At 69.3% G+C, this 26,994-nt stretch carries 23 protein-coding genes; 19 read left to right on the plus strand and 4 right to left on the minus strand.

The window, feature by feature from the left end; all coding sequences use genetic code 11:
• From CAM01S_RS01030 to CAM01S_RS01060, 7 genes are all read left to right on the plus strand, one after another.
• Positions 1-906, plus strand: a complete 906-nt coding sequence (locus tag CAM01S_RS01030; protein WP_066514917.1) for a carbohydrate ABC transporter permease — start codon at positions 1-3, stop codon at positions 904-906.
• Positions 907-954: 48 nt separating this feature from the next.
• Entirely contained in the window at positions 955-2,073 is a 1,119-nt protein-coding gene (locus tag CAM01S_RS01035) for a LacI family DNA-binding transcriptional regulator (protein ID WP_083527710.1), read from the plus strand.
• Positions 2,074-2,125: 52 nt separating this feature from the next.
• The gene (locus tag CAM01S_RS01040) at positions 2,126-2,767 is read left to right on the plus strand and encodes a LysE family translocator (RefSeq protein WP_066514925.1); all 642 of its coding nucleotides are present in this window, start codon (positions 2,126-2,128) and stop codon (positions 2,765-2,767) included.
• Positions 2,768-2,944: 177 nt separating this feature from the next.
• On the plus strand, positions 2,945-4,654 hold the full coding sequence (locus CAM01S_RS01045) for a xylulokinase (protein ID WP_066514928.1): 1,710 nt from the start codon (positions 2,945-2,947) through the stop codon (positions 4,652-4,654).
• A complete protein-coding gene (locus CAM01S_RS01050) occupies positions 4,651-5,355 on the plus strand; it encodes an L-ribulose-5-phosphate 4-epimerase (protein ID WP_066514930.1) in 705 nt (234 codons plus the stop codon). The genes CAM01S_RS01045 and CAM01S_RS01050 overlap by 4 nt, the downstream gene beginning before the upstream one ends.
• 5 nt (positions 5,356-5,360) lie before the next feature.
• The gene (gene araA / locus CAM01S_RS01055; protein WP_066516605.1) at positions 5,361-6,866 is read left to right on the plus strand and encodes an L-arabinose isomerase; all 1,506 of its coding nucleotides are present in this window, start codon (positions 5,361-5,363) and stop codon (positions 6,864-6,866) included.
• A 26-nt stretch (positions 6,867-6,892) separates the two neighbouring features.
• A complete protein-coding gene (locus tag CAM01S_RS01060; protein ID WP_066514939.1) occupies positions 6,893-8,161 on the plus strand; it encodes an FAD-binding protein in 1,269 nt (422 codons plus the stop codon).
• Between the two features lie 111 nt (positions 8,162-8,272).
• On the opposite strand, the gene CAM01S_RS01065 is transcribed toward CAM01S_RS01060, so the two are convergent.
• Complete coding sequence (locus CAM01S_RS01065) at positions 8,273-8,563, minus strand: CDGSH iron-sulfur domain-containing protein (RefSeq protein ID WP_083527609.1); 291 nt, start codon at positions 8,561-8,563, stop codon at positions 8,273-8,275.
• Entirely contained in the window at positions 8,560-9,645 is a 1,086-nt protein-coding gene (locus CAM01S_RS01070) for an iron-containing redox enzyme family protein (protein WP_066516611.1), read from the minus strand. The genes CAM01S_RS01065 and CAM01S_RS01070 overlap by 4 nt, the downstream gene beginning before the upstream one ends.
• A gap of 283 nt (positions 9,646-9,928) precedes the next feature.
• Between CAM01S_RS01070 and CAM01S_RS01075 the strand changes: the two genes are divergently transcribed.
• The 4 genes from CAM01S_RS01075 to CAM01S_RS01090 are packed head-to-tail and all read left to right on the plus strand — an operon-like array spanning position 9,929 to position 14,614.
• Positions 9,929-11,380 (plus strand): MFS transporter, encoded by a 1,452-nt coding sequence (locus CAM01S_RS01075; RefSeq protein ID WP_066516616.1) that lies wholly within the window; start codon positions 9,929-9,931, stop codon positions 11,378-11,380.
• Positions 11,381-11,384: 4 nt separating this feature from the next.
• Entirely contained in the window at positions 11,385-12,812 is a 1,428-nt protein-coding gene (gene glmU, locus CAM01S_RS01080) for a bifunctional UDP-N-acetylglucosamine diphosphorylase/glucosamine-1-phosphate N-acetyltransferase GlmU (protein WP_066514942.1), read from the plus strand.
• A gap of 43 nt (positions 12,813-12,855) precedes the next feature.
• Entirely contained in the window at positions 12,856-13,833 is a 978-nt protein-coding gene (locus tag CAM01S_RS01085; RefSeq protein WP_066516621.1) for a ribose-phosphate diphosphokinase, read from the plus strand.
• Between the two features lies 1 nt (position 13,834).
• The gene (locus CAM01S_RS01090) at positions 13,835-14,614 is read left to right on the plus strand and encodes a putative protein N(5)-glutamine methyltransferase (RefSeq protein ID WP_066514945.1); all 780 of its coding nucleotides are present in this window, start codon (positions 13,835-13,837) and stop codon (positions 14,612-14,614) included.
• A gap of 84 nt (positions 14,615-14,698) precedes the next feature.
• On the opposite strand, the gene gnd is transcribed toward CAM01S_RS01090, so the two are convergent.
• Positions 14,699-16,153: an NADP-dependent phosphogluconate dehydrogenase gene (gene gnd / locus CAM01S_RS01095; RefSeq protein WP_083527610.1), complete on the minus strand. Its 1,455-nt coding sequence runs from the start codon at positions 16,151-16,153 to the stop codon at positions 14,699-14,701.
• A 102-nt stretch (positions 16,154-16,255) separates the two neighbouring features.
• Between gnd and CAM01S_RS01100 the strand changes: the two genes are divergently transcribed.
• From CAM01S_RS01100 to mfd, 6 genes are all read left to right on the plus strand, one after another.
• Positions 16,256-16,798 (plus strand): gluconokinase, encoded by a 543-nt coding sequence (locus tag CAM01S_RS01100; protein WP_245631495.1) that lies wholly within the window; start codon positions 16,256-16,258, stop codon positions 16,796-16,798.
• A gap of 22 nt (positions 16,799-16,820) precedes the next feature.
• Positions 16,821-17,267, plus strand: a complete 447-nt coding sequence (locus tag CAM01S_RS01105) for an NUDIX hydrolase (protein ID WP_066516623.1) — start codon at positions 16,821-16,823, stop codon at positions 17,265-17,267.
• A gap of 25 nt (positions 17,268-17,292) precedes the next feature.
• Entirely contained in the window at positions 17,293-18,318 is a 1,026-nt protein-coding gene (locus CAM01S_RS01110) for a hypothetical protein (protein WP_066514958.1), read from the plus strand.
• 251 nt (positions 18,319-18,569) lie between these two features.
• Positions 18,570-19,184 (plus strand): 50S ribosomal protein L25/general stress protein Ctc, encoded by a 615-nt coding sequence (locus CAM01S_RS01115; RefSeq protein ID WP_066514960.1) that lies wholly within the window; start codon positions 18,570-18,572, stop codon positions 19,182-19,184.
• An 18-nt stretch (positions 19,185-19,202) separates the two neighbouring features.
• Positions 19,203-19,787, plus strand: a complete 585-nt coding sequence (gene pth / locus CAM01S_RS01120; RefSeq protein WP_066514962.1) for an aminoacyl-tRNA hydrolase — start codon at positions 19,203-19,205, stop codon at positions 19,785-19,787.
• A gap of 118 nt (positions 19,788-19,905) precedes the next feature.
• Positions 19,906-23,514 (plus strand): transcription-repair coupling factor, encoded by a 3,609-nt coding sequence (mfd, locus tag CAM01S_RS01125; protein WP_066516627.1) that lies wholly within the window; start codon positions 19,906-19,908, stop codon positions 23,512-23,514.
• Here mfd and nhaA read toward each other — a convergent pair.
• Positions 23,453-24,634, minus strand: coding sequence for a Na+/H+ antiporter NhaA (nhaA, locus tag CAM01S_RS01130; protein WP_066514971.1), 1,182 nt, complete (start codon positions 24,632-24,634; stop codon positions 23,453-23,455). The two genes, mfd and nhaA, sit on opposite strands and share 62 nt — an antisense overlap.
• Before the next feature lie 119 nt (positions 24,635-24,753).
• On the opposite strand from nhaA, the gene CAM01S_RS01135 reads away from it, so the two are divergent.
• Together CAM01S_RS01135 and hisS are read left to right on the plus strand one after the other, a co-directional pair.
• Entirely contained in the window at positions 24,754-25,527 is a 774-nt protein-coding gene (locus CAM01S_RS01135; protein ID WP_066514977.1) for a MazG nucleotide pyrophosphohydrolase domain-containing protein, read from the plus strand.
• Positions 25,528-25,737: 210 nt separating this feature from the next.
• Positions 25,738-26,985: a histidine--tRNA ligase gene (gene hisS / locus CAM01S_RS01140; protein WP_066514979.1), complete on the plus strand. Its 1,248-nt coding sequence runs from the start codon at positions 25,738-25,740 to the stop codon at positions 26,983-26,985.
• Positions 26,986-26,994: the final 9 nt, after the last annotated feature.

The raw sequence follows: 26,994 nt of genomic DNA on the forward strand, positions 1-26,994 counted from the left end.
ATGACGACGACAGCAACACGTCCGCGCACCCGTCCCGCGATCTCCGCGGCGGCTCCACCCGCCCGGCGCGAGCGGGTCGCGATCTCCGGCCGTACGTTCAACATCGTGTCCGGGATCATCCTCGGGGTCTTCGCGGTCCTGTGGCTCATTCCGAGCTTGTTCGCGTTGAAGACCGCGCTCTCGTCGAACGCGACCGCTGCACTCGGTGCGTCGGCGATCCTCTCGAACTGGAATCCGACGATCTACTCGTTCTCCAGCCTGTTCAGCGAGGGACAGATCTGGGACTGGTATCTCGCCAGCGGTATCACCTCGGTGGTGACCGCCGTGCTCACGGTGATATTCGCCTCCATGGCGGCGTTCGCGCTGTCGCGCTTGCGGTTTCGTGGCCAGAACGTCGTGTTCGTGTTGATCCTGCTCGGCATCATGATTCCGGGCCAGGTGCTCATCGTGCCGCTGTTCCAGGAACTCAACTGGATGCACGTGTTGAACACCTACTGGTCGGTGATCTTCCCGCAGGTGCCAAGCGTCATCGCCGTGTTCATCTTCAAGCAGTTCTTCGACGGCTTGCCGCGCGACCTCGAGGAGGCTGCGCGCATCGACGGCGCGAATCGCTGGGGGATCTACTGGTCGGTGATCATGCCGCTGTCGAGGCCGGTGATTGCGGCGGTCACGATCCTGACGTTCGTCGGCGTGTGGAACAACCTGCTGCTGCCGCTCTTCGTGCTCTCGAACCCGAACCTTATGACGATCCCCGTCGGGCTCGCGACGATTCAGGGCAGCTACGGACAGCGGTACGCCGACATCCAGGCCGGAGCGATCATGGCGGCCCTCCCGCTCGTGATCCTGTACCTCATCTTCCAGCGGCAGATCGTGGAGGGTGTCACCGGGAGCGGCCTGAAGGGCTGAGCTCACCGAATCGTCGGCTCCGACCTGCCTGTGCGATACCGTGCTCCGATGAGCGAGCGCGGGTCACGAGGGCGGTCGGGGCCGACGATCTTCGATGTCGCCCGGCGTGCGGACGTGTCGCACCAGACCGTGTCCCGGCTCATCAACGGCGACCCGACGGTCCGCGCCCATCTCCGGGAACGGATCGAGGCAGCGATCGCCGAGCTCGGCTACCGTCCGCGGGCGGCAGCGCGCGCGCTCGCCGGGCGCGATAACCGTGCGCTCGGGCTCGTGACGACGGGGGGAGCGTTGTGGGGCCCCTCGAGCACGGCGCTCGGGTTCAATCGCGCAGCGCGGGCCGCCGGCTATCACGTGCTTGCCGCGTCGCTCGACCTTGAACATCGCTCGTCCTCGCTTCCAGGCGGCTCCGTTCGACCGGGAGGCCCGTCACCAGTCCGCGAGTCCGGTGCGGTCGCAGAGATGCGTGACGCGATCGAGACGCTGCTTGCCCAGGACGTGGGCGCGATCGTGCTCGTTGCTGCCGACTCGACCGCGATCGATGCGCTCGATCGCGTGGCCGACCAGGTGCCCGTGCCGATCGTGATCGCGAACGGGGTACCGGGTCGTGCGCACGCCGGGACCGCGGTCGCGATCGATCAAGCGGCGGGCGCACGGCTGGCGGTCCGCGCGCTGCTCGATGCCGGACGCAACCGGATCGTCCACATCTCCGGGCCCGCGGTGTCTCAGGAGGCTGCGCTTCGACGCGACGCCTACGTCGAGCTCATCCGGGCAGCAGGGCTTCCAGCGGTCGTGCTCGAGGGGGATTGGACGGCGGAGGCCGGCTATCGACTCGGCAGCGGGATCGACGGAGCAGCGGTCGACGGCGTGTTCTGCGGGAACGACCAGATGGCCCTCGGCGTCCTGCACGCGTTGCACGATCGGGGGATTGCGGTGCCCGGCGACATCGCGGTCGTCGGGTTCGACGACATCCCCGAAGCCGCGCATTTCATTCCGCCGCTCACGACGGTGCGGCAGGACTTCGCCGCGCTCGGAGAGCGCGTGCTCGCGGCGGTGGACTCGGTCCTGTCGCGCGGTGCTGCCCCTGAGTCTGCCGAATCCGAGTCGCTCGCCGTGGACGTCGCCCCGCTCGTGCCGATCCTGGTGCAGCGCGATTCGACGCCCGGGTGACACTTCTGGCGGCGACCCGCTCCCGCACCGCTCGCTTCGCTACGGTATCTCCGTGACAGTGGTGCAGGCGATCCTCGGATTCGGCGCGATCGCCGTGGTGATCACGCTCATTCCTGGGCTTGATGTGACGCTCGTGCTGCGCACCGCATTGGTTCGCGGCCGACGTCACGCGCTCGCGGCTGCGCTGGGCATCTGCACGGGGGCGATGGTGTGGGGCGGCGCGGCGGCGGTCGGCGCGGCGGCGCTGCTCGCGGCCTCCAGGGCGGCGTACATGGTCGTGACGGTCGCGGGCGCTGCCTACATGGTCTATCTCGGCATCAGCATGCTCGTGAAAAGCGTTCGCCTCGGAGCAGCGAGCCATCTCGAGCTGACGGTCGGTGGCGCCCCGCATGCGGCGTGGCGCGCGTTCGCAACCGGAGCGTGGACAGACCTGCTCAACCCGAAGATGGGCGTCTTCTACGTCGCCACCATCCCGCAGTTCATCCCGGTGGGCACCTCGCACCTCGGGATGGGGCTGCTGCTCGCCGGCGTGCACGTGGTCATCGCGATGACCTGGTTCGTGGTGATCATCACCGGAGCGACGGTCGCCCGAGGCTGGCTCGCGAATGCACGCGCGCTCCGCGTCATCGATCGCATTGCCGGGGTCGTGCTCGTCGCATTCGGTGCCCGCCTCGCGCTGCAACACCGCTGGTGACGGCACGCTCCGAGCAGCGGTATCGCGACTGACCGTCCACGTACAACATCGCTGGTGACGACACGGTCCGAGCAGCGGTATCGCGACTGACCCGACAATCCTCGCCACGCCCGCCAGTTGCAAAGTGAGCGCTCACGTGGGATCGTCGTGAGGGAGCAAGCTCGACGAAGGAGTCCTATGCGCACCGAGGCCGCTGCCGCTTCCGACCCCGGTCGGCTGATCGCCGACGGCCGCGCGACGCTCGGCATCGAGTTCGGATCGACGCGCATCAAGGCGTGCCTCATCGATGCCGAGTTCCGTGTCATCGCTTCCGGATCCCACGACTGGGAGAACGACCTCGTCGACGGTCGCTGGACCTACGCGGACGACGCCATCTGGTCCGGCATGCAGGACGCCTACGCGGCACTCGTCGCAGATGTCCGCGCGCAGTACGACATCACACCCACTGCATACCAAGCCATCGGTGTGTCCGCGATGATGCACGGCTACCTCGCACTCGACGCCGACGGCGAGCTGCTCGTGCCGTTCCGCACCTGGCGCAACACCTCCACCGGCCCGGCCGCAACCGCCCTCAGCAAGGCCCTCGACTTCGCGATCCCGCTGCGATGGTCGATCGCGCATCTGTACCAGGCAGTGCTCGACGACGAGCCGCACCTCGCCGAACTCGCTGCCATCACCACCCTCGCGGGATACGTGCACCGCCGGCTCACCGGACGCCACGTGCTCGGCGTCGGGGACGCCTCCGGGGTGTTCCCGATCGACCCGACGACCCGCGACTACGACGCACGCATGCTCGACATCGCGCAGGCGCTGGTCGCCGACCATGCGCCCGCGATCGATCTCCGCGGTCTCCTCCCTGATGTCCTGCAGGCCGGTCAGGAGGCCGGGGTGCTGTCCGCCACAGGAGCCCGCCTCCTCGACCCCTCCGGATCGCTGCAACCCGGCGCGCCACTCTGCCCACCCGAGGGTGACGCCGGTACGGGCATGATCGCGACGAACGCGATCGCACCTCGAACCGGAAACGTCAGCGTCGGGACGAGCATCTTCGCGATGGTCGTGCTCGAACGCTCGCTGAGCCGACCGCACCCAGAACTCGACATCGTCACGACGCCGGCCGGCGACGCGGTCGCGATGGTGCACTGCAACAACGGGGCCACTGAGCTCGCGTCCTGGGCGGGGGTCTTCGGGGCATTCGCCGACGCGGCGATCCGAGCCACCGCCTCCGGATCGGACACAGCGCGGTCCGGAGCGATGGACGCCGATGCGATCTACGCGACCCTGCTGGCCGCTGCCCTCGACGCCGAGCCAGACGCCGGTGGCCTCATCGCCACGAACTTCCTCTCGGGCGAGCCCGTCGCAGGACTCGACGACGGACGCCCCCTGGTGCTCCGCGGGCCGGAAGCCCGACTAACCCTCGGCAACCTCATCCGCGCGCAGGTGTTCGGCGCGTTCGCGGCGCTCAGCCTCGGCATGGAGGTGCTCGGCGACGAGCAGGTCGCCGTCGACACGCTGTTCGCGCACGGCGGGGTGTTCCGGACGCAGGGCGCGCCGCAACGGTTGCTCGCCGCAGCCCTCGACACGCCGATCGCGATCGCCGACACCGCGAGCGAGGGCGGCGCATGGGGCATCGCCGTGCTCGCCGCCTACCTCGATGCCGCGGACACGCCGCTCGCGGATTTCCTCACCGACACCGTGTTCTCCGGATCGTCCCCGACAAGCGTCGAACCGGATGCCGCCGACCGAGCCGGATTCCTCCGGTTCCTGGAGCGCTACCGGCACGCCCTGCCCATCCAGCAGCTCGCCGTCGCAGCTACGCCGACGACCGCAGCCGACGCCGACCAACAGGCCCACGCCTCCGCAACGAATGAAGGAGCCGACCCCGAATGACATCCGACACCGACATCCGGGAGGCGGTGCGCGCCACCCGCGAGCGCGTCGCCGCCCTGCACCACGAGCTGGTCCGCTACGGGCTCGTCGTCTGGACCGGCGGGAACGTCTCGGAGCGTGTTCCCGGCACCGAACTGTTCGTCATCAAGCCGTCCGGCGTCACCACGGACGAGCTGACCCCCGAGAACCAGGTCGTCTGCACGCTCGACGGCGTGCCCGCGGACGGATGGGACAACACGCACGGACCGTCCTCGGACACCGCGGCCGCAGCCTACGTCTATCGCACGATGCCCTCCGTCGGCGGCGTCGTCCACACGCACTCCACCTACGCCACCGCGTGGGCGGCGCGCGGCGAGGAGGTGCCGTGCGTCCTCACCGCCATGGCGGACGAGTTCGGCGGTCCGATCCCCATCGGCCCGTTCGCGATCATCGGCGACGACTCGATCGGCCGCGGCATCGTCGAGACGCTGACCGGACACCGCTCCCGCGCCGTGCTCATGCAGAACCACGGCGTGTTCACGATCGGGAAGGACGGTCGTGACGCCGTCAAGGCAGCCGTGATGGCCGAAGACGTCGCCCGCACCGTGCACATCAGCCGACAGCTCGGCGAACCGATCCCGATCAGCGCCGAGAACGTCGACCGACTTTTCGACCGCTACCAGAACGTCTACGGACAGACCCCGTCAGGAGCACTGCAGTGACCGCCATCACCACCAACCCCCTCGACGAATACGAGGTCTGGTTCCTCACCGGCTCGCAAGGGCTCTACGGCGAGGAGACGCTGCGCCAGGTCGCCGAGCAGAGCCAGGCCGTGCACGCCGCGCTCGCTCCCGAAGTGCCGGTCAAGCTGGTCTGGAAGCCGGTCCTCACCGACGCCGACGGCATCCGCCGCGCGCTGATCGACGCGTCGGCCGACGACCGGGTCATCGGCGTCACCACGTGGATGCACACGTTCAGCCCCGCGAAGATGTGGATCGGCGGACTCTCCGCACTCACTAAGCCGCTCCTGCACCTGCACACGCAGGCGAACGTCGCGCTGCCGTGGTCGGAGATCGACTTCGACTTCATGAACCTCAACCAGGCCGCGCACGGCGACCGCGAGTTCGGCTACGCACTCGCTCGCATGGGCGTTCGGCACGCGACCGCGATCGGACACGTGTCCGACCCCCGCGTCGTTCGCGAGGTGTCCGCGTGGATGCGAGCCGCGGCGGGATGGGCCGCCGTCCGTTCGCTCAAGCTCGCCCGCTTCGGCGACAACATGCGGTACGTCGCCGTCACCGAGGGCGACAAGACCGAAGCGGAGATCGCGCTCGGCGTGCAGGTGAACACCTGGGCGGTCAACGAACTGGCGGAGGCCGTCGCCGCGGTCGACGGCGCCGCGATCGACACGCTCGTCGCCACCTACGAGGACGAGTACGACGTCGTCCCCGAGCTGCGGACCGGCGGCGAGCGTCACCAGTCGCTCCGCGACGGCGCGGCGATCGAGCTCGGACTCCGCGGATTCCTCGAGCAGGGCGGGTTCGGCGCGTTCACCACGAACTTCGAGGACCTCGGCGCACTGAAGCAGCTCCCCGGACTCGCCGTGCAGCGTCTCATGGCCGACGGATACGGCTTCGGCGCGGAGGGCGACTGGAAGACCGCCGTGCTCGTGCGTGCGATGAACGTCGCCGGCGCTGGGCTGCCGGGGGGCGCCTCCCTCATGGAGGACTACACCTACGACCTGACGCCGGGGGAGGAGAAGATCCTCGGCGCCCACATGCTCGAGGTGTCGCCGACGCTGACGAGCGCGACACCGACGCTCGAGATCCACCCCCTCGGCATCGGCGGCAAGGACGACCCCGTCCGGCTCGTGTTCACCGCGGACGCCGGGGAGGCTGTTGTCGTCGCGCTCTCCGACACCCGCGACGGATTCCGCCTCACGGCAAACGTCGTCGACGTCGTGCCGCCCACGGAGGCGCTGCCCAAGCTGCCCGTCGGCCGTGCGGTCTGGGAGCCGCGGCCGTCGTTCCCCGTCGCGGCGGAGGCATGGCTCACAGCCGGCGCCGCCCATCACACCGTCATGACGACCGCGGTTGGCCTCGACGTCGTCGAGGCGTTCGCGACGATGGCGGGGACCGAATTCCTCGTCATCGACGAGCACACGACGACCCGCGCGTTCCGCGACCAGGTCCGCGTGCAGCAGACGTGGCACCGGCTCGATCGCGGCTTCTGACGGCGGCATAGGGCAGGATCGAACCCGTGAGCGACGACGACACCACCCCGGCCGGAACGAACTGGGCCGGCAACATCCACTACGCAGCCTCCGCCGTGATCGCGCCTACCTCGGTCGACGAGTTGCAGCGCGCGGTGACGAGCAACGACAAGGTCACCGCCCTTGGGTCGCGGCACTCGTTCAACCGCGTCGCCGACACCGACGGCGTGCAGGTGACGCTCGGCGCGATGCCCGCGTTCGTCGAGATCGACGAGTCGAAGCGTGTCGCACGAGTTGCGGCGGGTCTGACGCACGCCCAGGCTGCCGCTGAACTCGACGCGAAGGGGTGGGCGCTCGCCAATATGGCGTCGCTGCCGCACATCTCCGTCGCGGGCGCTGTCTCCACCGGAACTCACGGATCGGGCGTCCGCAATCCCTCGCTGGCGCAGTCCGTCGTCGGCGTCGAGATCGTCCGCGCGTCCGGCGACATCGAGGCTGTCGGGGCCGACGACCCCTCGCTCGACGCGCATCGGGTCGGCATCGGCGCGCTCGGCGTCATCACCGCACTGCACTTAGCGATCGAACCGCGGTTCGAGGTCGCGCAGACCGTGCACACCGGGCTCGGCTGGGATGTCGTCGAGGAGCGCTTCGAGGAGATCATGTCCGCCGGGTACTCGGTGAGCATGTTCACCGGGTTCGGCGATGACGGCATCCGTCAGATCTGGACGAAACGGCGTACCGACCGCGACGACCCGACCGTCGATCTCGCCGCCCTCGGCGCGGTTGCCGGCGTCGAGGCGATCCACCCGGTGCCCGGCTCCGATGTGGCGGGCGTCACCGAGCAGCAGGGCCGCCCGGGGCCGTGGCACGAGCGGCTGCCGCACTTCCGGTCGGCGTTCACGCCGTCCGCGGGCGCCGAGATCCAGTGCGAATACCTGCTGCCGGCAGCCGATGCGGTGGACGCGATCGCGAACCTCCGGGCGATCGGCGCCGAGCTCGCTCCGGTGCTGTACGTGTCGGAGATCCGCCGGATCGCGGCGGACACCGCATGGCTCGCGCCGAGCTCGGAACGCGACTCGGTCGCGATGCACTTCACGTTCCACCGCGACGACGCAGCCGTCGCCGCAGTGCTGCCCCTCATCGACGATGCGTTGGCGCCGTTCGACGCGCGGCCGCACTGGGGCAAGGTGAGCTCCATGACCCCGGAACGCATGCACGCCGTGTTCCCGCGGCTCGAAGCGTTCGCGGCGCTCGCCGACGAAAAGGACCGCGGTGGCCGATTCCGGAACGCGTTCCTGCGCGCCGTGCTCGGCTGACACGCCAGCGAAGAGGCCTCCGCCGGTCGCGCCGCGCGCCTCACTCGAGGCGAGCGGGCGCGCGGTCGGAGCGGTGAACACTCGCCAGACGCCGGGAAGCGCGGTGCTCGGTCAGTCGGGGCGCTCAGGGCCTGCAGGTTCCTCGGGTTCGGTTCGGAAGCCGATGATCTTGTGGGTGCCGTCGCAGTACGGCTTCAGCATCGACTTGCCGCAGCGGCAGAGCGCGACGGTCCGGCGGCGCCGTGGGAGCGGCTCCCCTTCGGGCGTCACGATCTGGACCGTGCCGCGCACGAGGAATGGGCCGTCCGGGCACGCGACGATCTCGACCTCCGGCTCCGAACGAACGCGTGGCGCTCTGGACGCGTTCGACTCGTATCCGTCGAGATCCTCACGGGGCGTCATCGTGGTTCACCTGCGAATGCGGCAGCAGGTGCGTCCCTGTTGGACAGAGCCCGGGACTGCGACGCGTTCGACGCGCGCAACGACGAGACGCCGTGGTCCCAGCAGTCGAGCATGTGCTGTCCGACCCAGCCGTCGACGGTGAGGCACGCGGCCGCGCCGAACAGGACGTCCGGCAGGAGCGCGGGCTCCGCCTCCACCAGGCCGCCCGCGAGGTCGCGTCCGGCGATCTGCTCGTGCACGGCATCCGCTTCGACGTGCTCGTCGAAGTACCAGGTGGCGTCGGCGTCGAAGCCGTGCCTCCGGAAACCGTCGCCGTACAGCTTGTTCGGGATCGATGAGGTCATCTCGAACGCCGCGAGATGTCCGACGATCGCGCCCCGCAGCCTCCGGTGCAGTCCGAACATCGTCATCATGTTGAGCGATGCCAGCGTGATCGCCGGCACCTCATCGGCGTAGGCGCCCCACGCATCGTCCAGACCGGCCGCGCGCACGGTGCGCGCGAAGATCGCGGAGTGCATGCGGCTCGGTCGCCCCGCGCCGTATTCGTCGGACTGGATCTCGACGAGCGCCGCTTTGGCGCGTCCAGTGAGTCGCGGGATCGCCCAACTGTGCGGATCCGCCTCCTGCAGCGTGTAGATGCTGCGGTGGATCAGGAACTCGTCGAGCTGCGTGCGGGACGCCTTCCGGGCGACGAAGCGGGACAGGCTCGGCCCCGAGTCGGCGCTAGTCACCGCGAACAGGCACTCCGCGACGGCATCGGCGTGCGGGGCCAGAGTCTCGGGGATCGCGACCGCAGCGCGGAGCGCCGTCTCGAAGCCGCGCTCGAGAACGGCGCGAGCGGCGAGGAGGCTCGGCTGCCATTCCCAGTCGTCGTCGACGCCGTCGATGCCGCCGTACTGCAACGCGTACATCGTGAACAGCGAACCCTGGAGGTCGTCATCGCGGATCGGGTCGGTTGCGGCCGCCACTGCATCGGCCGCGTGCGCGACGAGGTCGGTTGCCCATCCGTCCGGCTCGGGGGCATGGGCAAGCGTGCGCTCGAGCGCTGCCCCCAGGGGTCCGCGCGCTCCGGGCATCCGCATCGGCCGCTGCGTGAGGACACCGCCGCTCAGGACACTCACGCGGCGCTCCCTGCAGGGACACGCGACGATGCGTGGCGGACGGTGATGTTGCTCGTCATTGCGCTCTCCTTGTGGCGGTCCTGCGGCGTCGGGTGTCTCGGCTGCTGCTGCGCCGGGTGCCCCGACTGCTGCGTCGACCTCGACCACAGTGTTCTGGCGCGACGCCGGACATGTTTCGGTTGAGCCGAATCACGAAGTGGCAGCCGTTCGCCCGTCCGTCACCCGCATCCAGTACCGTTCGGCCATGGTCGATCTCGTGGGCGCGCCGGACGCCGTCGAACAGCCCATGCGGGCCGACCGGCGCGGACTGCTCGCATGGGCGTCGTGGGACTGGGGGAGCGCTGCCTTCAACGCGGTCGTCACGACCTTTGTCTTCAGCGCCTATTTGGCGAGCCGAGCCTTCGTCGATCCTGCGGTGGTCGCCCGTGCCTCCGGATCGTCGCCCTCGGCCGCGGCGGTCAGCGCAGTCGATCGTGCCCTGGCGCACAACGCGACCGTCGTGTCGATCGCGCTCACGATCGCCGGGGTGATCGTTGCGCTGCTTGCACCCGCGGTCGGGAGGCTCGCCGACGCCTCCGGGTATCGCAAGCGTTCCGTTCTGGTCGCCACCACCGCGGTCGCGATCGTCATCGCGTGCATGACGCTCGTTGCGCCGGCGCCCGGATTTCTCGTCCTCGGGGCGGCTCTCCTCGCCGCAGGGACTGTCGCATTCGAGATCGCGAGCGTCGGCTACAACGCCATGCTGGCGCAGGTCGCGCTGCCAGGACGAACCGGTCGCGTGTCCGGGATCGGTTGGGCGGCGGGGTATTTCGGCGGAATCGTCCTGCTGATCGTGCTGCTGGTCACGTGCATCCAGTCCTTTGGCGCCGATTCCACGCACGCCGGTCTCCTGCATCTGCCGGCCACCGTGGCCGGGGGGTCGTGGGACATCCGCGTCGCGATCGGGATCGCCGCGGTCTGGCTTGCGGCGTTCTCCGTTCCCCTGTTCGTCACCATCCCGGAGGCGCGACCCACGGGCGCAGCAGGGTCCCTGTTCGGTGCCTACGCGGACCTCGGGCGGGATATCGGCCGCCTGTGGCGGTCTCGGCGGAACGTGCTCGTGTTCCTCATCGCGAGCGCGATCTTCCGGGACGGTCTTGCCGCCGTGTTCACATTCGGCGCGATCATCGCTGCCCAGGTGTTCGGGTTCTCGTCGTCCGAGGTGATCCTGTTCGCAATCGCCGCGAACATCGTCGCGGGAATCTCCACCGTGTTCGCCGGACGTCTCGACGATCGGTTCGGGTCACGGGCGCTCATCGTGGCCGCGCTCATCGGGCTGTGCGCATCCGGCACCGGTGTGCTGTTCATCGGGACCGCGCAGGTCGGCTTCTGGATCCTCGGGCTCGCGCTCACCGTGTTCGTCGGGCCGGTGCAGGCGTCGTCGCGCGCCTACCTTGCACGGCTCGCGACCCCCGGGCGAGAAGGGGAGCTGTTCGGCCTGTACGCGACGACCGGCAAGGCCGCGAGCTTCCTCGCGCCCGCGCTGTTCGGTCTCGCCGTGACGCTCGGCGGGTCGACGCGGTTCGGGATCCTCGGCATTGTCGTCGTCCTGCTCGCGGGGCTCGTGCTGATGGCGTTCGTGCGCGCCGACGCGGCATCGCCGACGGGTTGCCCCGCGCGGGGGGAGGACGTGACCAGGCCGGGTGCGCCAGGATAGGGGAATGACCGACCAGCGGATCGCCGTCGTCGTCCTCGCCGCCGGGCAGGGCACTCGCATGAAATCGTCGCTGCCGAAAGTGCTGCATCCGTTGGCGGGTCTGCCGCTCATCGGCCACGTGCTCCGGACAGCGGAGTCGATCGATCCCGCCCATGTCGCGGTGGTCGTCCGCCACGACCGCGACCGTGTCGCGGCAGAGGTCGCGGAGCGCATGACGGACGCGCTCGTCGTCGACCAGGACGAGATCCCCGGAACCGGCCGCGCGGTCGAGGTCGCGGTCGCCGCGCTCCCCGCAACATTCGACGGCGTCGTGGTGGTGCTGTCCGGCGATGTGCCGCTCCTCGACGCCGAGAGCCTCCGACAGCTCGTGGACGCGCACCTGCAGGGTGGGAACGGCGCGACCCTCATCAGCGCGATCGCCGACGACCCGCACGGACTCGGCCGCGTCGTTCGCGATGACGCGGGTGCATTCCAGAGCGTCGTCGAGCACAAAGACGCCGACGACACGCAGCGCACCATCTCCGAGGTGAACGCAGGCGTGTATGCGTTCGACGTCGCGCACCTGCGCTCGGTGCTCCCGATCATCGGAACGGCGAACGCCCAGGGCGAGAAATACCTCACGGATGCGCCGCCGCTCATCGCCGAGCGCGGCGGCCGGATCGACGTGCTGCGCCTGGATGACCCCTGGCTCGTCGCCGGGATCAACGACCGCGCACAGCTCGCCGCCGTCGGGCGGGAGCTCAACGCACGCATCGTCCGCCGCCACCAGCTCGCCGGCGTGACGGTCGTCGACCCCGCGACGACGTGGATCGATCTCGACGTCACCATCGAGCCCGACGCCCGCATCCTCCCGAACACCCAGTTGGAGGGCGCCACCGCGATCGAGGCGGAGGCCGTCGTCGGCCCGGACACGACCCTCCGTGACACCGAGGTCGGCGTCGGTGCGCACGTGACCCGGACGGACGCGACCCTCGCGGTGATCGGGGCACGAGCCTCCGTCGGGCCGTTCGCCTACCTGCGCGCCGGAACCATCCTCGGCGAGGACGGGAAGATCGGCACCTACGTCGAGACGAAGAACGCGAAGATCGGCCGCGGCAGCAAGGTTCCGCACCTGTCGTACATCGGCGACGCGGAGATCGGTGAGCGGTCCAACATCGGCGCGAACACGATCACCGCGAATTACGACGGCGTGAACAAACACCGAACGGATGTCGGCTCCGATGTGCGGACCGGCTCGCACAACGTGTTCGTCGCCCCCGTTAGGATTGGCGACGGGGCGTACACGGGAGCGGGAACGACGGTCCGCAAGGACGTGCCCGCCGGCTCGCTCGCGATCAGCTACGCCCCGCAGCGCATCACCGAGGGTTGGGTCGAAGAACACCGTCCTGGCACCGCGGCGGCCGAGGCCGCCAGGCGAGCGCGTGGCGAATGACACCCGCGACATCGGCCCGAGCGGTCAGGGAGTGAGCACACCATTGTCCGGACTGAAAGCGGATGGCCAGAAGCGACTCGTGCTGGTGTCGGGGCGCGCCTACCCCGAGCTGTCGGAGGCCATCGCGGAGGAGCTCGGCGTCGAGCTCGTGCCGACTGACGCCCGGACGTTCGCGAACGGCGAGCTGTACGCCCGATTCGACGAGTCCGTTCGAGGCTGCGACGCGTTCGTCATCCAGTCCCACACCGCTCCGATCAACGAGTGGCTCATGGAGCAGCTCATCATCGTCGATGCGCTGAAGCGAGCCTCCGCGAAGCGGATCACCGTCGTCGCACCCTTCTATCCGTATGCGCGGCAGGACAAGAAGGGTCGCGGTCGCGAACCGATCTCCGCGCGGCTCGTCGCGGACCTGTTCAAAGCTGCCGGCGCGAACCGGATCATGAGCGTCGATCTGCACGCGCCGCAGATCCAGGGCTTCTTCGACGGCCCCGTCGACCACCTGTTCGCCATGCCGGTCTTGTTGGAGCGCTTCCAGCAGTTCCTCGACCCGTCGACGCTGACCGTCGTGTCGCCGGACATGGGTCGTGTGCGCGTCGCAGACGTCTGGTCCGAGAAGCTCGGTGCGCCGCTTGCGATCATCCACAAGCGTCGTGACCCGCTCATCCCGAACCAGGTGACGGTCCACGAGATCGTCGGCGATGTCCGCGGCCGCTGGTGCCTGCTCGTCGACGACCTCATCGACACCGGTCGCACGATCGCGAAGGCAGCCGAGGCGCTGAAAGCGAACGGTGCGGTGGGCGTCGTGGTCGCGGCAACGCACCCCGTGTTCTCCGACCCCGCGGTCGAGCTGCTGCAGAGCGAGTTCATCGACCGCGTGATCGTCACCGACACGCTGCCGGTGCCGAACGACAAGCGCTGGGACCGGCTCGAGGTGCTGCCGATCGCGCCACTCATCGCGCGCGGCATTCACGAGGTGTTCGACGACGGGTCGGTCACCTCGATGTTCGACGGCGCCGCCTGACGTGACCTCGTCGGCAGCGCACGCGGCGCTGACGGCACGTCTCCGGGCAGCCGGGTGCGTGTACGCCGAAGAGGAGGCGAGCCTCCTGCTCGATGCGGCCGAATCGGATCCGGTGCGCCTGCGCAGGCTGATCGACCGGCGCCTGGGTGGTGAGCCCCTCGAGTACGTCCTCGGATGGGCGGCGTTCGACGACCTGCGCCTCCGGGTCGTGTCAGGCGTCTTCGTGCCGCGCGCCCGGACCGTCGCCGTCGTTCGTGAGGCCGCCGCTCGCGCGACCGCCGGGTCCACCGTGGTCGACCTGTGCTGCGGCGTCGGCGCGATCGGGGCGGCGCTCCTGCGCCGCCTTGGCCCGTTGCAGCTCATCGCCGCGGACATCGACGCCGACGCTGTCGCCGTCGCGCAGGAGAACCTCGGCGACCGCGGAATCGCGATCGAGAGCGACCTGTTCGACGCACTGCCCGATCGACTCCGCCATGCAGTCGACGTCATCGCGGTGAACGCGCCCTACGTGCCCACCGCCGCGATCGACCTGATGCCCGCCGAAGCGCGCGCCTTCGAGCGGCATCGCGCGCTGGACGGCGGCGACGACGGACTGGCGTTGCACGCTCGCATCGCGTCCACGTGCAGTGTGTGGCTCCGCGCCGGCGGCGCCGTCGTCATCGAGACGAGCGCCGATCAGGCCGAGGCGAGCGCGCGCCTCTTCACCGACGCCGGTCTGGAGGCACAGATCGCGTTCCACGAGGACGTCGACGGCACCGTCGTGGTCGCCACCGCGCCGTAGGCCCATGCCGCCGGAGTGCCGACAGCGGTGTGGCCGCGCCGCATGCGACGGCGCGGCCGCACCAGCCGCAATCAGCGTTGCTGATCAGTGCGTCGACGGCTCCTGCTCGACCTCGCGACGGTCCTCCGACCACATCGTGTGGAAGGTGCCCGGCTTGTCGATCCGGCCGTAGGTGTGCGCGCCGAAGAAGTCGCGCTGCCCCTGGATGAGCGACGCGGGAAGCCGGTCGGACGCGAGCGAGTCGAAGTACGCCAACGCCGACGAGAAGCCGGGCGCAGGAATTCCGGAGGCTGCGGCGATACCGACGATGCGCCTCCAGGCCGCCTCGCCCTCCGCGACCGCCTTCGCGAAGTAGGGGTCGACAAGGAGCGACGGCAGGTCCGGGTTCTTGTCGTACGCCTCGACGATGCGGTTCAGGAACTGCGCGCGGATGATGCAGCCGCCGCGCCAGATCTTCGCGACGTTGCCCAGGTTGATGTCCCAGTCGTATTCCTTCGCGCCCGCGATGATCAGGTCGAAGCCCTGCGCGTACGCGACCACTTTCGAGGCGTAGAGCGCTGCGCGAACATCGTCCTCGAAGCTGTCCGGGACCGACGGGATCTCCGGTCGGGACGTGACCGTCTTCTGCACGGCGGCACGCTGCTCGGGCTTCGAGGAGACGGCGCGCGCGAACACCGCTTCGCCGATTCCCGAGACGGGGATGCCGAGTCCGACCGCGTTCTGCACAGTCCAGACGCCGGTGCCCTTCGAACCGGCCTCGTCGCGGATGACGTCGACGAGCGGCTTGCCGGTGTCGGCATCCTTCTGCTTCAGGACCTCCGCGGTGATCTCGATCAGGTACGACTCCAGGTCGCCGTCGTTCCACCGCTCGAAGATGCTGACGAGCTCCTCCGTGCTGTGGCCGCCGACGCGACGCAGCAGGTCGTATGACTCGGCGATGAGCTGCATGTCCGCGTATTCGATGCCGTTGTGCACCATCTTCACGAAATGGCCGGCGCCGTCCGTCCCGATGTGCGTCACGCATGGCTCGCCCTCGGCGACGGCGGCGATCGACTTCAGGATCGGCCCGAGGGTCTCCCACGCCTCAGCGGACCCGCCGGGCATGATCGACGGGCCCTTGAGCGCGCCCTCCTCGCCGCCTGAGATGCCGGTGCCGACGAAGTTGAGGCCCTTCTCACGGAGCTCGTGCTCCCTGCGGATCGTGTCGTGGAAGTTCGCGTTGCCGCCGTCCACGATGATGTCGCCCTCTTCGAAGCGCTCCGCGAGCTGGCCGATCACCGCGTCGGTGCCCTTCCCGGCCTGCACCATGATGATCGCGGTCCGTGGCTTCGACAGTGAGGCCACGAAGTCGTCGATCGTCTCGGATGCGATGAAGCCCATGTCGCCGTGCTCGTCCATGAGCTCTTGCGTGCGGGCGTACGTGCGGTTGTAGACCGCAACCGTGTTGCCGTCGCGCGAGGCGAGGTTCCGGGCCAGATTCGAGCCCATCACCGCGAGGCCGACGACCCCGATGTTCGCCTGCTGCTTGTTGTCTGCCACATCGACTCCTCTTGTCCTGGCTGCACCGCCAACCTATTGGTGCACACCCGCCGAGCGCTCGGCTATTACGCAGCGCGCTCCGATCCTCCGTAGGCTGATCGCATGGCCGACGTCGCTCCGCAATCCGTTCCGACCGCTGTGCTCGTGATGGGCGTCTCGGGTTCCGGCAAATCGACGATCGGTGAAGCGCTCGCCGAGCATTGGAACGCAGCCGGTGTTCGCACCGAATTCGTCGACGCCGACGATCTGCACCCGGCCGCCAACAAGGAGAAGATGCACCGCGGCATTCCGCTCACCGACGACGATCGGTGGCCGTGGCTCGACCGGTGCGCCGAGCGGATGGCCGAGGTGCTTGCCACGGGATCTCGGTGCGTGCTTGCGAATTCCGGCCTCAAGCGCGCCTATCGCGACCGCCTTCGCCGCACGGTGCCCGAGCTGTTCACGGTCTTCCTCGAGGGCTCGCGCGAACTCCTCGACGAACGGGTGCACACCCGTCATCACGAGTTCATGCCGGCGACACTGCTCGACTCGCAGTTGGAGACGCTTGAGCCCCTGGCCGACGACGAGTCCGGCGTCGTCGTCGAGATCGGCCGCACCCCCGACGCGATCGTCGCGGACGTCGACGCAGCGCTCGTCGGCGCCTGACCAGCGCCCTCCGGTGGCTGCCGTGCGAACGAGCGCCGGCCTCCTGCTCTGGAGGCGCACCCCCGCTGGTCTCGAGGTCTTCCTCGCGCGCATGGGCGGCCCGTTCTGGCAGCGACGACCTCGGGCGTGGAGCGTTCCGAAGGGCGAACTCGAGCCGGGGGAGGATCCGCTGGCCGCCGCTCGACGCGAATTCGCGGAGGAGATCGGTGTCGCCGCCCCGATGACCGACTACACGGACCTGGGCACGATCCGCCAGGCATCGGGCAAGGTCGTCCACGTGTTCGCCGCCTGTTGGGAGGCCCCGCTCGCCTTCGTCGCCAGCAACACGGTGCAGATGGAGTACCCGCGCGGGTCCGGTCGAGTGCTCGAGTTCCCTGAGATCGACGACGCGCGATGGCTGCCGCTGGATGCGGCTCGCGAGCTGCTCGTCGCCGGCCAGGTCCCCGTGCTCGATCGCCTGCCGGGCTGAGGGCCGTCGGAGCAGGATCGGAGGCATGGACGAACAGGCGCTCGCTGATGTCGCCCGCGAACTCCTGCGGCAGGCGCCAGCCGCGTTCATCGCCGAGCGGACGAAGCGAGCCCGCGCTGCACGGAGCGCGGATCGCGAGCTCGCCGCGGCCATCGGCCGCGTGCGGAAGCCCGCGGTCGCCGCGTGGATCGTCAACCTGCTTGCCGCAGACGGAGCGCTTGCGGACGCGGTCGAGCTTGGGCCGGCGCTCCGTGCCGCGCAGGCGAGCGCCGACGTCGACGCCATCAGGGACCTCCGGGTCCAGCGCCGCACTGTGGTGGAGGCGCTCGCCGATCGCGGTGCGGCACTCGCGTCGGCCGCGGGCGTTGCGGTGTCGGCGTCGGTGCGCGAGGCCGTCGAAACGACCGTTGGTGCCGCAATGGCCGACGATCGAGCGGGTCGCGCCGTAGCCTCCGGGCTGCTGCTCCGACCCCTCGATGCCGTGGGATTCGAACCGGTGGATCTGACGGATGCGCTCGCCGCGCCGTCGACGGTTGATCTCGGCGCACCCGTCGTCGCGCTCCGGAGGCCGCGAGCGGCTGCGGCGCGAACCGATCCGCCAGGGCGCGTCCGGCGACCCGCGCGCGCGTCGGGTGCGCGCGGAGACACGCCAGAGCACGCTGGGCGACCGCCGCGCAAGTCGGGCGCGCGCGGAGACGCGCCAGCCCGTTCGGTCCAACCCGCCGACGGGTCCGGCGAGCGTCACGACGAATCGAGCAGCGTGGCGCTCCGTGCCGCGGAGACCGACGCGCGGCGCGCCTCCCGTGCGGCGGACGAGACGCTGGACCGTGCGGACGCCGCGCTCGACGACGCCGATGATCGCACGCGCGACCTCGAAGCCCGGCGCGAAGAGCTCGCCGGTGCGCTCGCATCCATCGACGATGCGCTCCGACAGATTGCCGTGGAGCGCGAAGAGCTCGAGCGACAGCGGGACGAGGCGGAGGAGCGGGCGCGCGCCGCGCGAAGCGCATTCGACCGTGCGCGGAGCGCCCGCCGTGCCGCGCGAGGATGATCGCGCTGAGCCGGCCGGTCCGACGGTCAGTGTGCCGGAACGGCGGGCGCGCGGATCGGTCTGCGCGGTGTTCGCGGTTTGCTAGACTCATCGACTGACTTCGGCGAGGGCTGCGAACTGCGTTCGTGGCCGTGATCGACGCAGTGGCGAGACCCGGCCAACGGGAGCGTTCCTCGCGCTGTCATGCGCTCGAGTTGACACACCAGACATCCCGACGACCGTCGCCTCGGTCGTCCTGACCAGGAGGCACCATGGCCGACAACTTCAAGCTCTCCGCTGAGCTCCGCACCAAGTTCGGGAAGGGCGCTGCACGCAAGCTGCGCGCCGCCGACAAGATTCCCGCTGTCCTCTATGGCCACGGCACGGAGCCGCAGCACGTCTCGCTGCCGGGCCACGAGACGATGCTGATCGTGCGGCACGCGAACGCCATCATCGACCTCGCGATCGAGGGCGGCTCGCAGCTCGCCCTCGTGAAGGACGTTCAGCGCGACCCGGTGCGCCAGATCATCGAGCACATCGACCTCGTCGTCGTGCGCCGCGGCGAGAAGGTCACGGTGGACGTCCCGGTCGTGGTCGAGGGCGAGTCGTTCTCGGGCACCATCCACGTGCAGGAGGAGAGCTCGCTGTCCCTCCTCGTCGAGGCCACCGCGATCCCCGAGCACATCGTTGTGAGTGTCGAAGGCCTCGAAGACGGCGCGCAGGTGCACGCGAAGGACATCGCGCTGCCGGCCGGTGCTGAGCTCGAGACCGACCCCGAGGCGCTCGTCGTCACGATCACGACCCCCCGCGGCAACGTCGAGGACGAGACCGCTGCGGACACCGCCGAGGGTGGCGCCGCGGCCGCCGACGAGGCTGCGGCCGAGTAGTCGGCGCGAGCCGCTCTCATGCCTGAGCCGTTGTTCGTCGTGGTCGGGCTCGGAAACCCCGGGCCCGACTACGCGGGCAACCGACACAACGTCGGGCAGATGGTGCTCGACGAACTGGCCCGTCGAATGGGCTCGTCGTTCCGTCGGCACAAAACCCCGACCGAGGTCGCCGAAGGGCGGACCTCGCCCGGAGGGCCACGACTCGTGCTCGCGAAGCCGCGATCGTTCATGAACACGTCCGGCGGTCCGGTCTCGGCCGTGCTCCGCTTCTACGACGTCGCACCCGACAGGCTGATCGTCGTCCACGATGAACTCGACATTCCGTTCGACGTAGTGCGCCTGAAGTCCGGCGGCGGCCACGGTGGTCACAACGGTCTCCGCGACATCATCAAAGCCGTCGGCACGCCGGACTTCACGCGCGTTCGCGTCGGCGTCGGCCGGCCCCCCGGCCGTCAAGACCCGGCCGACTTCGTCCTCCACGATTTCAGCAGCACGGAACGCCGCGCGCTTCCGCTGCTCGTCGATCGCGCAGCAGATGCCGTCGGATCGATCGTCGCGGACGGACTCGTATCCGCACAGCAGCGCTTCCACGCACCCGAGTAGCTGCGCTGACCAGACCGTCGGAGCGGCCCGGTACCCGCCGCGCCCCGCCCAGTGTCCCGGACCGGCGCCGGTACCCGCCGCGACCAGACCGTCGGACCGGCCCGGTACCATGGTCGGAGTGACGATCTCGGGCATCATTCCTGCACTTGCAAGCGCTGATGCGTTCGACCGTGCGCGCCGGGCCGCCTCCCGTGATGCTGACTTCTCCGTCGTCGACGGACTCCGAGTGCCGCTCATCGCCGCGCTCCTGCGCGAACGCCAGAACGCGCAGTGCGCCTTCGTCATCACCGCGACCGGCCGAGAAGCCGAGGCGGTCCGAGACGCGCTGCACTGCACGACCCCAGACGCGCAGATCCTCGAGTTTCCTGCGTGGGAGACACTGCCGCACGAGCGCCTGAGCCCCAGCCCGCAGACGGTGGGCACCCGGATCCGCACGCTGCGCGCCCTCGCCGACTGGGCGGCCTCCGACGACCCGAGCCGAGCCTCCCTCGTCGTGGTGGCGAGCGTTCGCGCCGCGCTGCAGCCGATCGCCGGCAATCTGACTGCGCTCGCGCCCCTGCGGCTGACCACGGAGAGCCGTGACAACGACCTCGCGGAGATCGCCGGCCGGCTCGTCGACCTCGCCTACGTTCGGGTCGACCTGGTGAGCCGACGGGGCGAGTTCGCGGTGCGCGGCGGCATCCTCGACGTGTTTCCGCCCACCGCTGACCACCCTGTTCGCGTCGACTTCTTCGGCGACGAGATCGAGGGCATCAAGGAGTTCTCTGTCGCGGATCAGCGTTCTGCGGGCGACGATGTCGGCACCGTCGAGCTCACGGCCGCGCGCGAGCTCCTCCTCGACGAGCGCGTGCGTGCCCGCGCCCGCGAGATGGAGCACGAGTTCCCGGGGCTCTCGCAGATGCTGGCAAAGATCGCCGAGGGTATCCCGGTCGAGGGCATGGAGTCGCTTGCGCCGGCCCTCATCGACGACCTCGTTCCGATCACCGCCTACCTGCCCGACGCAGCGACCATTGCGGTGCTGTCGCCCGAGCGCGTCTCGGCCCGAGCACACAGCCTGGCCGAGACGAACCAGGAGTTCCTGCAGGCCGCGTGGTCGGCGGCGGTGGCAGGCGCCGCCACCCCCATCGATCTCGACGCGGGCAACTTCTTGACGATCCCGCAACTCAAGCAATCCCGCGGGCGCCGAACATGGTGGACCGTCTCGCCGTTCGACTCCGGCGTCGACCTCGAGCAGCGCTCGGACTCCGAGGCCGTGGAGGACGCCGGCGAATACATCCGCATTCCCGCCGACACGGTGCCGACATTCGCGGGGAGCGCTGACGGCGCCGTCGAGTTCGTCCGCGAGCGCGTCGCCGACGGCTGGTCGGTCGTCATCGCCGCGCGCGGTACCGGGCTCGTCGACCGTGCCGTGCAGGTGCTCACCGAAGCCGGGGTGGCCGCGCGCGCCGGAGCGGTGGACGAGCCTCCGGCCCGCGGTGTCGCCGCGATCACGACGGGCAGTGTCGAGCACGGATTCCAATTCGCCGACGCGAAGCTCGTCGTGCTCTCCGAAGCCGAGTTCTACGGGCGCGCCACCCAGCAGGGCGCACGAACCGTGCGCAAGCTGGCGAGCCGACGCAAAAACGTCGTCGACCCGCTGCAGCTGAAAGCGGGCGACATCGTCGTGCATGCGACACACGGCATCGGGAAATTCGTCGAGCTCGTCTCCCGAGAGGTCTCGACCGGCGGCCGGAACGCGGTGAAGTCCCAACGGGAGTACCTGGTGCTCGAGTACGCCCCGTCCAAACGCGGGTATCCGGGCGACAAGCTCTTCGTGCCGACCGATCAGCTCGACCAGCTCTCCCGCTACGTCGGCGGCGAGTCGCCGACGCTCTCCAAAATGGGAGGCTCGGACTGGGCGGCCGCGAAATCGAAGGCCCGGAAAGCGGTCCGCGACATCGCCGTCGATCTCGTGAAGCTGTATTCGGCGCGGATGGCATCGAAGGGGCATGCGTTCGGCCCGGACACACCGTGGCAGCGCGAGCTCGAGGAGGCGTTCCCGTTCGCGGAGACTCCCGACCAGCTCACCACGATCGACGAGATCAAACGTGACATGGAGCGGCCGATCCCGATGGACCGGCTCCTTTCCGGCGACGTCGGCTACGGCAAGACCGAGGTCGCGATTCGCGCCGCATTCAAGGCGGTACAGGACGGCAAGCAGGTGGCGATGCTGGTGCCGACCACCCTGCTCGTCCGACAGCACATGGAGACGTTCCAGGAGCGATTCGCGGGCTTCCCCGTGCACCTGCGTGCGCTGAGTCGCTTCCAGACCGAGAAGGAGTCGAAGGAGACCATCGCCGGGCTCGCCGAGGGAACCGTCGACATCGTCATCGGGACGCATCGGATCCTGTCGGAGAGCCTCCGGTTCAAAGATCTCGGGCTCGTCATCATCGACGAGGAGCAGCGGTTCGGCGTCGAACACAAGGATCAGCTCAAGAAGTTGAAGACGAACGTCGATGTGCTCGCCATGAGCGCCACGCCGATTCCGCGCTCCCTCGAGATGGCGGTCACGGGCATCCGAGAGATGTCCACGCTGGCGACGCCTCCAGAGGATCGGCACCCGATCCTCACGTTCGTCGGGCCGCGATCCGACATGCAGATCGCTGCCGCGATCCGGCGGGAGCTGCTGCGCGAAGGACAGGTCTTCTTCGTGCACAACCGTGTGAAGGACATCCAGGGTGTCGCGGCGCACCTCGCCGAGATCGTCCCGGATGCCCGCATCGCCGTCGCGCACGGGCAGATGTCCGAGAGCACGCTCGAGCAGGTGATGGTGGACTTCTGGGAGCGCCGGTTCGACGTTCTCGTCTCGACCACGATCATCGAGACGGGCCTGGACATCGCGAACGCGAACACGCTCATCATCGATCGGGCGGACAAGTACGGGCTGTCGCAGCTGCACCAGCTTCGGGGTCGGGTCGGCCGAGGTCGCGAACGCGGCTACGCCTACTTCCTCTACGACGCGGATAAGCCGTTGTCGGAGACGGCTCAGGACCGTCTCGAGACCATCGCAGCGAACAACGAGCTCGGCGCGGGCATGCAGGTCGCGCTGAAAGACCTCGAGATCCGTGGGGCGGGCAACCTGCTCGGCGGCGAGCAGTCCGGCCACATCGCCGGGGTCGGGTTCGACCTCTACCTTCGGATGATCGGCGAAGCCGTGTCCCAATTCCGGGGAGAGGTCGCCGAAGGCCAGACCGAGCTGCGCCTCGAGATCCCAGTCGACGCACACATCCCGGAGGAGTACGTCGAATCCGAGCGGCTCCGGCTCGAGGCCTACCAGAAGCTGTCAGCGGCTTCGGCACCGAGTGCACAGCCGAACGCGATCGACCTGGTGCTCGACGAGCTCACCGACCGATACGGGGAGCCCCCACAGCCGGTGAGCACGCTGATCGCCGTGTCGCGGCTTCGGCGCATGGCGCAGCAGGTCGGGCTGTCCGACGTCGTCGTCATGGGTCAGAACCTGCGCGTGGCCGGCCGCGAGCTCGCCGACTCGCAGCAGGTGCGGCTCGCGCGCATGTTCACCGGTGCGCGCTGGTTCGCCCAGCAGAATGCGGCGAGCATCCCGCTGCCGAGACGGAACGGCGAGTTCCCGCCGGACGATGCGCTGATCGCATGGGTCGAGTCGATTCTCACTGCGGTGTACGGAGCTCCGGCGCCGGAAGCGGCTGCCGCCGCTGAGCCGCAGCCCTGAGCGCAACGGCCCCGGCCCCGGCGATCATGGACACGCCCGACCCGACGAGCACGGCGAGCGTCCCCTGATCCACGATCTCCGCGTTCGACGTGAACGCAAGCTCGTTCATCAGCAATGACACCGTGAATCCCACCCCGCCGAGGGTTCCCACCGTGACCAACGACCAGAACGGGAGCCGAGAGCCCGCCGACCGGCCGAGGAATCGACCTGCGACGCCGCCGAACAGTGTGATGCCCAGGACTTTGCCGACGGGAAGGGCGACCACGATCGCCCAAAAGGCGGGCGACAGGTCGGGCAACCCCACCGACGGGATCGGAACAGTCGCAGCGGCGAAGGCGAAGACCGGCAGCACCACGACGTTCGACCACGGGTCAAGACGCTCATAGACGCGGTGCCCCGCGTCGCGGGGGAGGAGGAGGCCGAGCGCGACCCCGGCAATCGTTGCGTGCACTCCGGACTGATAGACGAGCCACCAGGCACCCACACCGAGGACAATGAGCGCGGCGATGCGGATCGACCGTGCGAGACGGCGCGACACGGTCACGCGCGCAACGACCCAGAATGCTGCGAGCGCGATCGCAGCGCCGCCGAGCGCGATGAAGTCGGTTCCGTGAGCGAACACGACCGCGATGATGATGATCGCGATCAGGTCGTCGAGGACCGCGAGCGCGAGGAGAAAGACTCGGAGGTTCTGCGGAAGCCCCCGGCCGAAGATGGCGAGGATGCCGAGCGCGAACGCGATGTCGGTGGCGGTCGGAACCGGCCAGCCCTGCTCGAGACCGCTGCCATTCGTCAGCGCCAGGTAGAGGGCAGCCGGAACGACGACGCCGCCGACGGCCGCGATGGCAGGCACGGCGGCGCGGTGCACATTCGCAAGCTCGCCGGCAACGAGCTCATGCTTGAGCTCGATCGCCACGAGCAGGAAGAAGATTGCGAGGAGGCCGTCGCTGACCCAGTGCGCGATCGAGAGATCGAGTCCGAGCGCCCCCAGCGGAGGGTGCCAGTGCAGGGCCGCGGCGAGTGCACTCGCGAGGGGGCTGTTCGCCGCAGCGAGCCCGAGGATGGCGGCGGTCAGCAGTGCGACTGCGCTGAAGCGCTCCGAGCGGACGATGGCGTTCATGGCGGCTCCGAATTGGGGTCAGCTGGTCGTTGTCGACCAGGCTTCCCGACGCACCGGAATACAGCATACGCAGGAGCGCTGACGAATCCGATCGGCAACGCGGCGTGTGAGGATGAGGCATGCCCGCATCAGAGGAAGCGCGCCGTTCCGGATCGGCTCTGGAATCGCTGGTGCGTGTCATCGACCGCCTGCTCGACCCAGTCGGCGGATGCGTGTGGAATCGAGCGCAGACCCACCGCTCGCTCGCTCGGTACGTCGTGGAGGAGGCGTACGAGCTCGTCGACGCAATCGACGACGACGACCACGATGGAATGCAGGAGGAGCTCGCCGACATCCTCTACCAAGTGGTGCTGCACGCCGGAATCGCCGAGCGCGCCGGCGAGTTCGCGCTGACCGATGTCATCGAGACCGCGCGCGAGAAGATGACGCGGCGCCATCCGCACGTGTTCGGGTCCGAGGTGGCGACGACGGAGGCTGAGGTCGTGCGTGTCTGGCTGGCCGCGAAGCAGGCGGAGAAAGCGCACCGCACGAGTCCGTTCGACGGCGTGCCACGCGCGATGGCGCCCCTCGAGCGGGCCGTCGCGCTGGCGGAACGAGCCCCTGACGCGGCAGCGGCGATCGACGGTGCGCGGACTCTCGTGTCGAGCGATGTCGAAGTGGATCGCGTTCCTGCCTCCGCGCGGACGGTTGACCGCGCCACGGCTGCCGATCGGCTCGGCGACGACGCCGCCACCGGGGGCACCGCGAAGCGCGTCGACCCGGCGTGGGGATTGGCGTTGATGGCGTCGGTCGTCGAAGCCGGAACCGACGGTATCGACGCTGTCGGGAGTGTTCGAGCGGCGCTCGCGGCCTTCGAGCAGGCAGCGAGTGCCGGGTCGAGACGAGCCGGCTGAGCGGGCGCCCGCATCAACCCGAAAAGACGGGGCGCCCGCGAGCAGGCAGGGGTGCCGCTCGCGAAACATGGACGAGCGGCGCCTACTCGGAACCGCGCGGGACCTTGCAGCACGTTCCCGCTCCGGCGGCAGTCAAGTGCTCACCGGGGTTCTGGATGCAGAATATCAGAGGCCCAGCGCTCCAGCAACTCCTCTGCCAGGATGGCTGGCATGGCCGCACCAGTGACTCCGCCCCGGGGTATGCGCGATTTCCTCCCGTCCGAGAAGGCGAAGCGCGACGCCGTACTCGGCAAGATCCGCTCCGTCTACCGCCGTTTCGGCTTCGACGAGATCGAGACTCCGGTGGTCGAGGATGCGAAGCGGCTTCACTCCGGTCTCGGCGGCGACAACGAGAAGCTCGCCTATGCGGTCATGCGCCGTGGCCTCGACGTTGCCGATCTGCACGCCGCTTCGACACCGCTCGACCTCGCCGATCTCGGCCTCCGGTTCGATCTCACTGTTCCGTTGGCGCGGTTCTTCGCGTCGCACCGCGGCCAGCTCCCCACCGTCTTCCGATCGATTCAGATCGCGCCGGTCTGGCGTGCCGAGCGTCCGCAGAAGGGGCGGTTCCGCCAGTTCGTGCAGTGCGACATCGACATTCTCGGCGAAGCCGGACCGATCGCAGAGATCGAGCTGATCCAGGCGACCGCTGCGGCAATCGACGCCCTCGGCGTGCGCGACACCGTCATCCGCATCAATGATCGCCGTGTGCTGACCTCGCTCCTGGCCAGCTGGAATGTGCCGGCAACGGCCGCGGACGCGGCGCTCATCGTCATCGACAAGCTCGACAAGATCGGGCCATCGGGAGTCGCCGCCGAGCTTGTCGAACTCCCGGGGTTCAGTGGGTGGTCCTCGGCCGACCTCGCCGCGACGCTCGAGGCGCTCGCCGCGGCCGACTGGGAGTCGGCCCGCGAGGCCTCATGGATCGACCGGGCCGCGTTCTCCGATCTGGAGGCGATCCGCGCGTCGCTCCCGGACCTCCCGATTCGCTTCGATCCGACGCTCGTCCGCGGTATGGGCTACTACACGGGCACGATCTTCGAGCTCGCGCACCCCGATCTCGCATACAGCCTTGGTGGCGGCGGTCGGTATGACGGGATGATCGGGCGGTTCCTCGGTGTCGATGTGCCGGCAGTGGGCTTCTCGCTCGGGTTCGAGCGCATCGTCGACCTGGTGGAGCTGGATCACGAAGCAGATGCGGACGCGGTCGTCCTGCTGTACGACAACGACGTCGATGCTCGTGATCTCGCGCGCATCAAGCAGAGCCTCGTGCGTGAGCACCGGCGAGTTCGGCTGGAACGACGCGCGAAGAATGCCAAGAATCAGCGTGCGGCGCTCGCGGAGCAGGGGTTCCGGCAGGTGGGCGTCGTCACGGCAGAAACGGCAGACGGTCCCATCGAGTTTCGGCCGCTGTCGTAGACGGGCTCG

It is taken from the genome of Curtobacterium ammoniigenes NBRC 101786 (genome assembly GCF_001571045.1).
GTDB lineage: Bacteria > Actinomycetota > Actinomycetes > Actinomycetales > Microbacteriaceae > Curtobacterium > Curtobacterium ammoniigenes.

What these genes read in the sequence shown, in the direction of transcription:
- pth (WP_066514962.1), top strand. Translation starts at nt 19,203, where the DNA reads ATGCCTGAGCCGTTGTTCGTCGTGGTCGGGCTCGGAAACCCCGGGCCC.
- CAM01S_RS01075 (WP_066516616.1), top strand. Translation starts at nt 9,929, where the DNA reads ATGGTCGATCTCGTGGGCGCGCCGGACGCCGTCGAACAGCCCATGCGG.
- hisS (WP_066514979.1), top strand. Translation starts at nt 25,738, where the DNA reads ATGGCCGCACCAGTGACTCCGCCCCGGGGTATGCGCGATTTCCTCCCG.
- CAM01S_RS01065 (WP_083527609.1), bottom strand. Translation starts at nt 8,563, where the DNA reads ATGACGCCCCGTGAGGATCTCGACGGATACGAGTCGAACGCGTCCAGA.
- CAM01S_RS01135 (WP_066514977.1), top strand. Translation starts at nt 24,754, where the DNA reads ATGCCCGCATCAGAGGAAGCGCGCCGTTCCGGATCGGCTCTGGAATCG.
- nhaA (WP_066514971.1), bottom strand. Translation starts at nt 24,634, where the DNA reads ATGAACGCCATCGTCCGCTCGGAGCGCTTCAGCGCAGTCGCACTGCTG.
- CAM01S_RS01045 (WP_066514928.1), top strand. Translation starts at nt 2,945, where the DNA reads ATGCGCACCGAGGCCGCTGCCGCTTCCGACCCCGGTCGGCTGATCGCC.
- CAM01S_RS01115 (WP_066514960.1), top strand. Translation starts at nt 18,570, where the DNA reads ATGGCCGACAACTTCAAGCTCTCCGCTGAGCTCCGCACCAAGTTCGGG.
- CAM01S_RS01035 (WP_083527710.1), top strand. Translation starts at nt 955, where the DNA reads ATGAGCGAGCGCGGGTCACGAGGGCGGTCGGGGCCGACGATCTTCGAT.
- CAM01S_RS01110 (WP_066514958.1), top strand. Translation starts at nt 17,293, where the DNA reads ATGGACGAACAGGCGCTCGCTGATGTCGCCCGCGAACTCCTGCGGCAG.
- glmU (WP_066514942.1), top strand. Translation starts at nt 11,385, where the DNA reads ATGACCGACCAGCGGATCGCCGTCGTCGTCCTCGCCGCCGGGCAGGGC.
- CAM01S_RS01030 (WP_066514917.1), top strand. Translation starts at nt 1, where the DNA reads ATGACGACGACAGCAACACGTCCGCGCACCCGTCCCGCGATCTCCGCG.
- CAM01S_RS01050 (WP_066514930.1), top strand. Translation starts at nt 4,651, where the DNA reads ATGACATCCGACACCGACATCCGGGAGGCGGTGCGCGCCACCCGCGAG.
- CAM01S_RS01100 (WP_245631495.1), top strand. Translation starts at nt 16,256, where the DNA reads ATGGCCGACGTCGCTCCGCAATCCGTTCCGACCGCTGTGCTCGTGATG.
- CAM01S_RS01070 (WP_066516611.1), bottom strand. Translation starts at nt 9,645, where the DNA reads ATGCGGATGCCCGGAGCGCGCGGACCCCTGGGGGCAGCGCTCGAGCGC.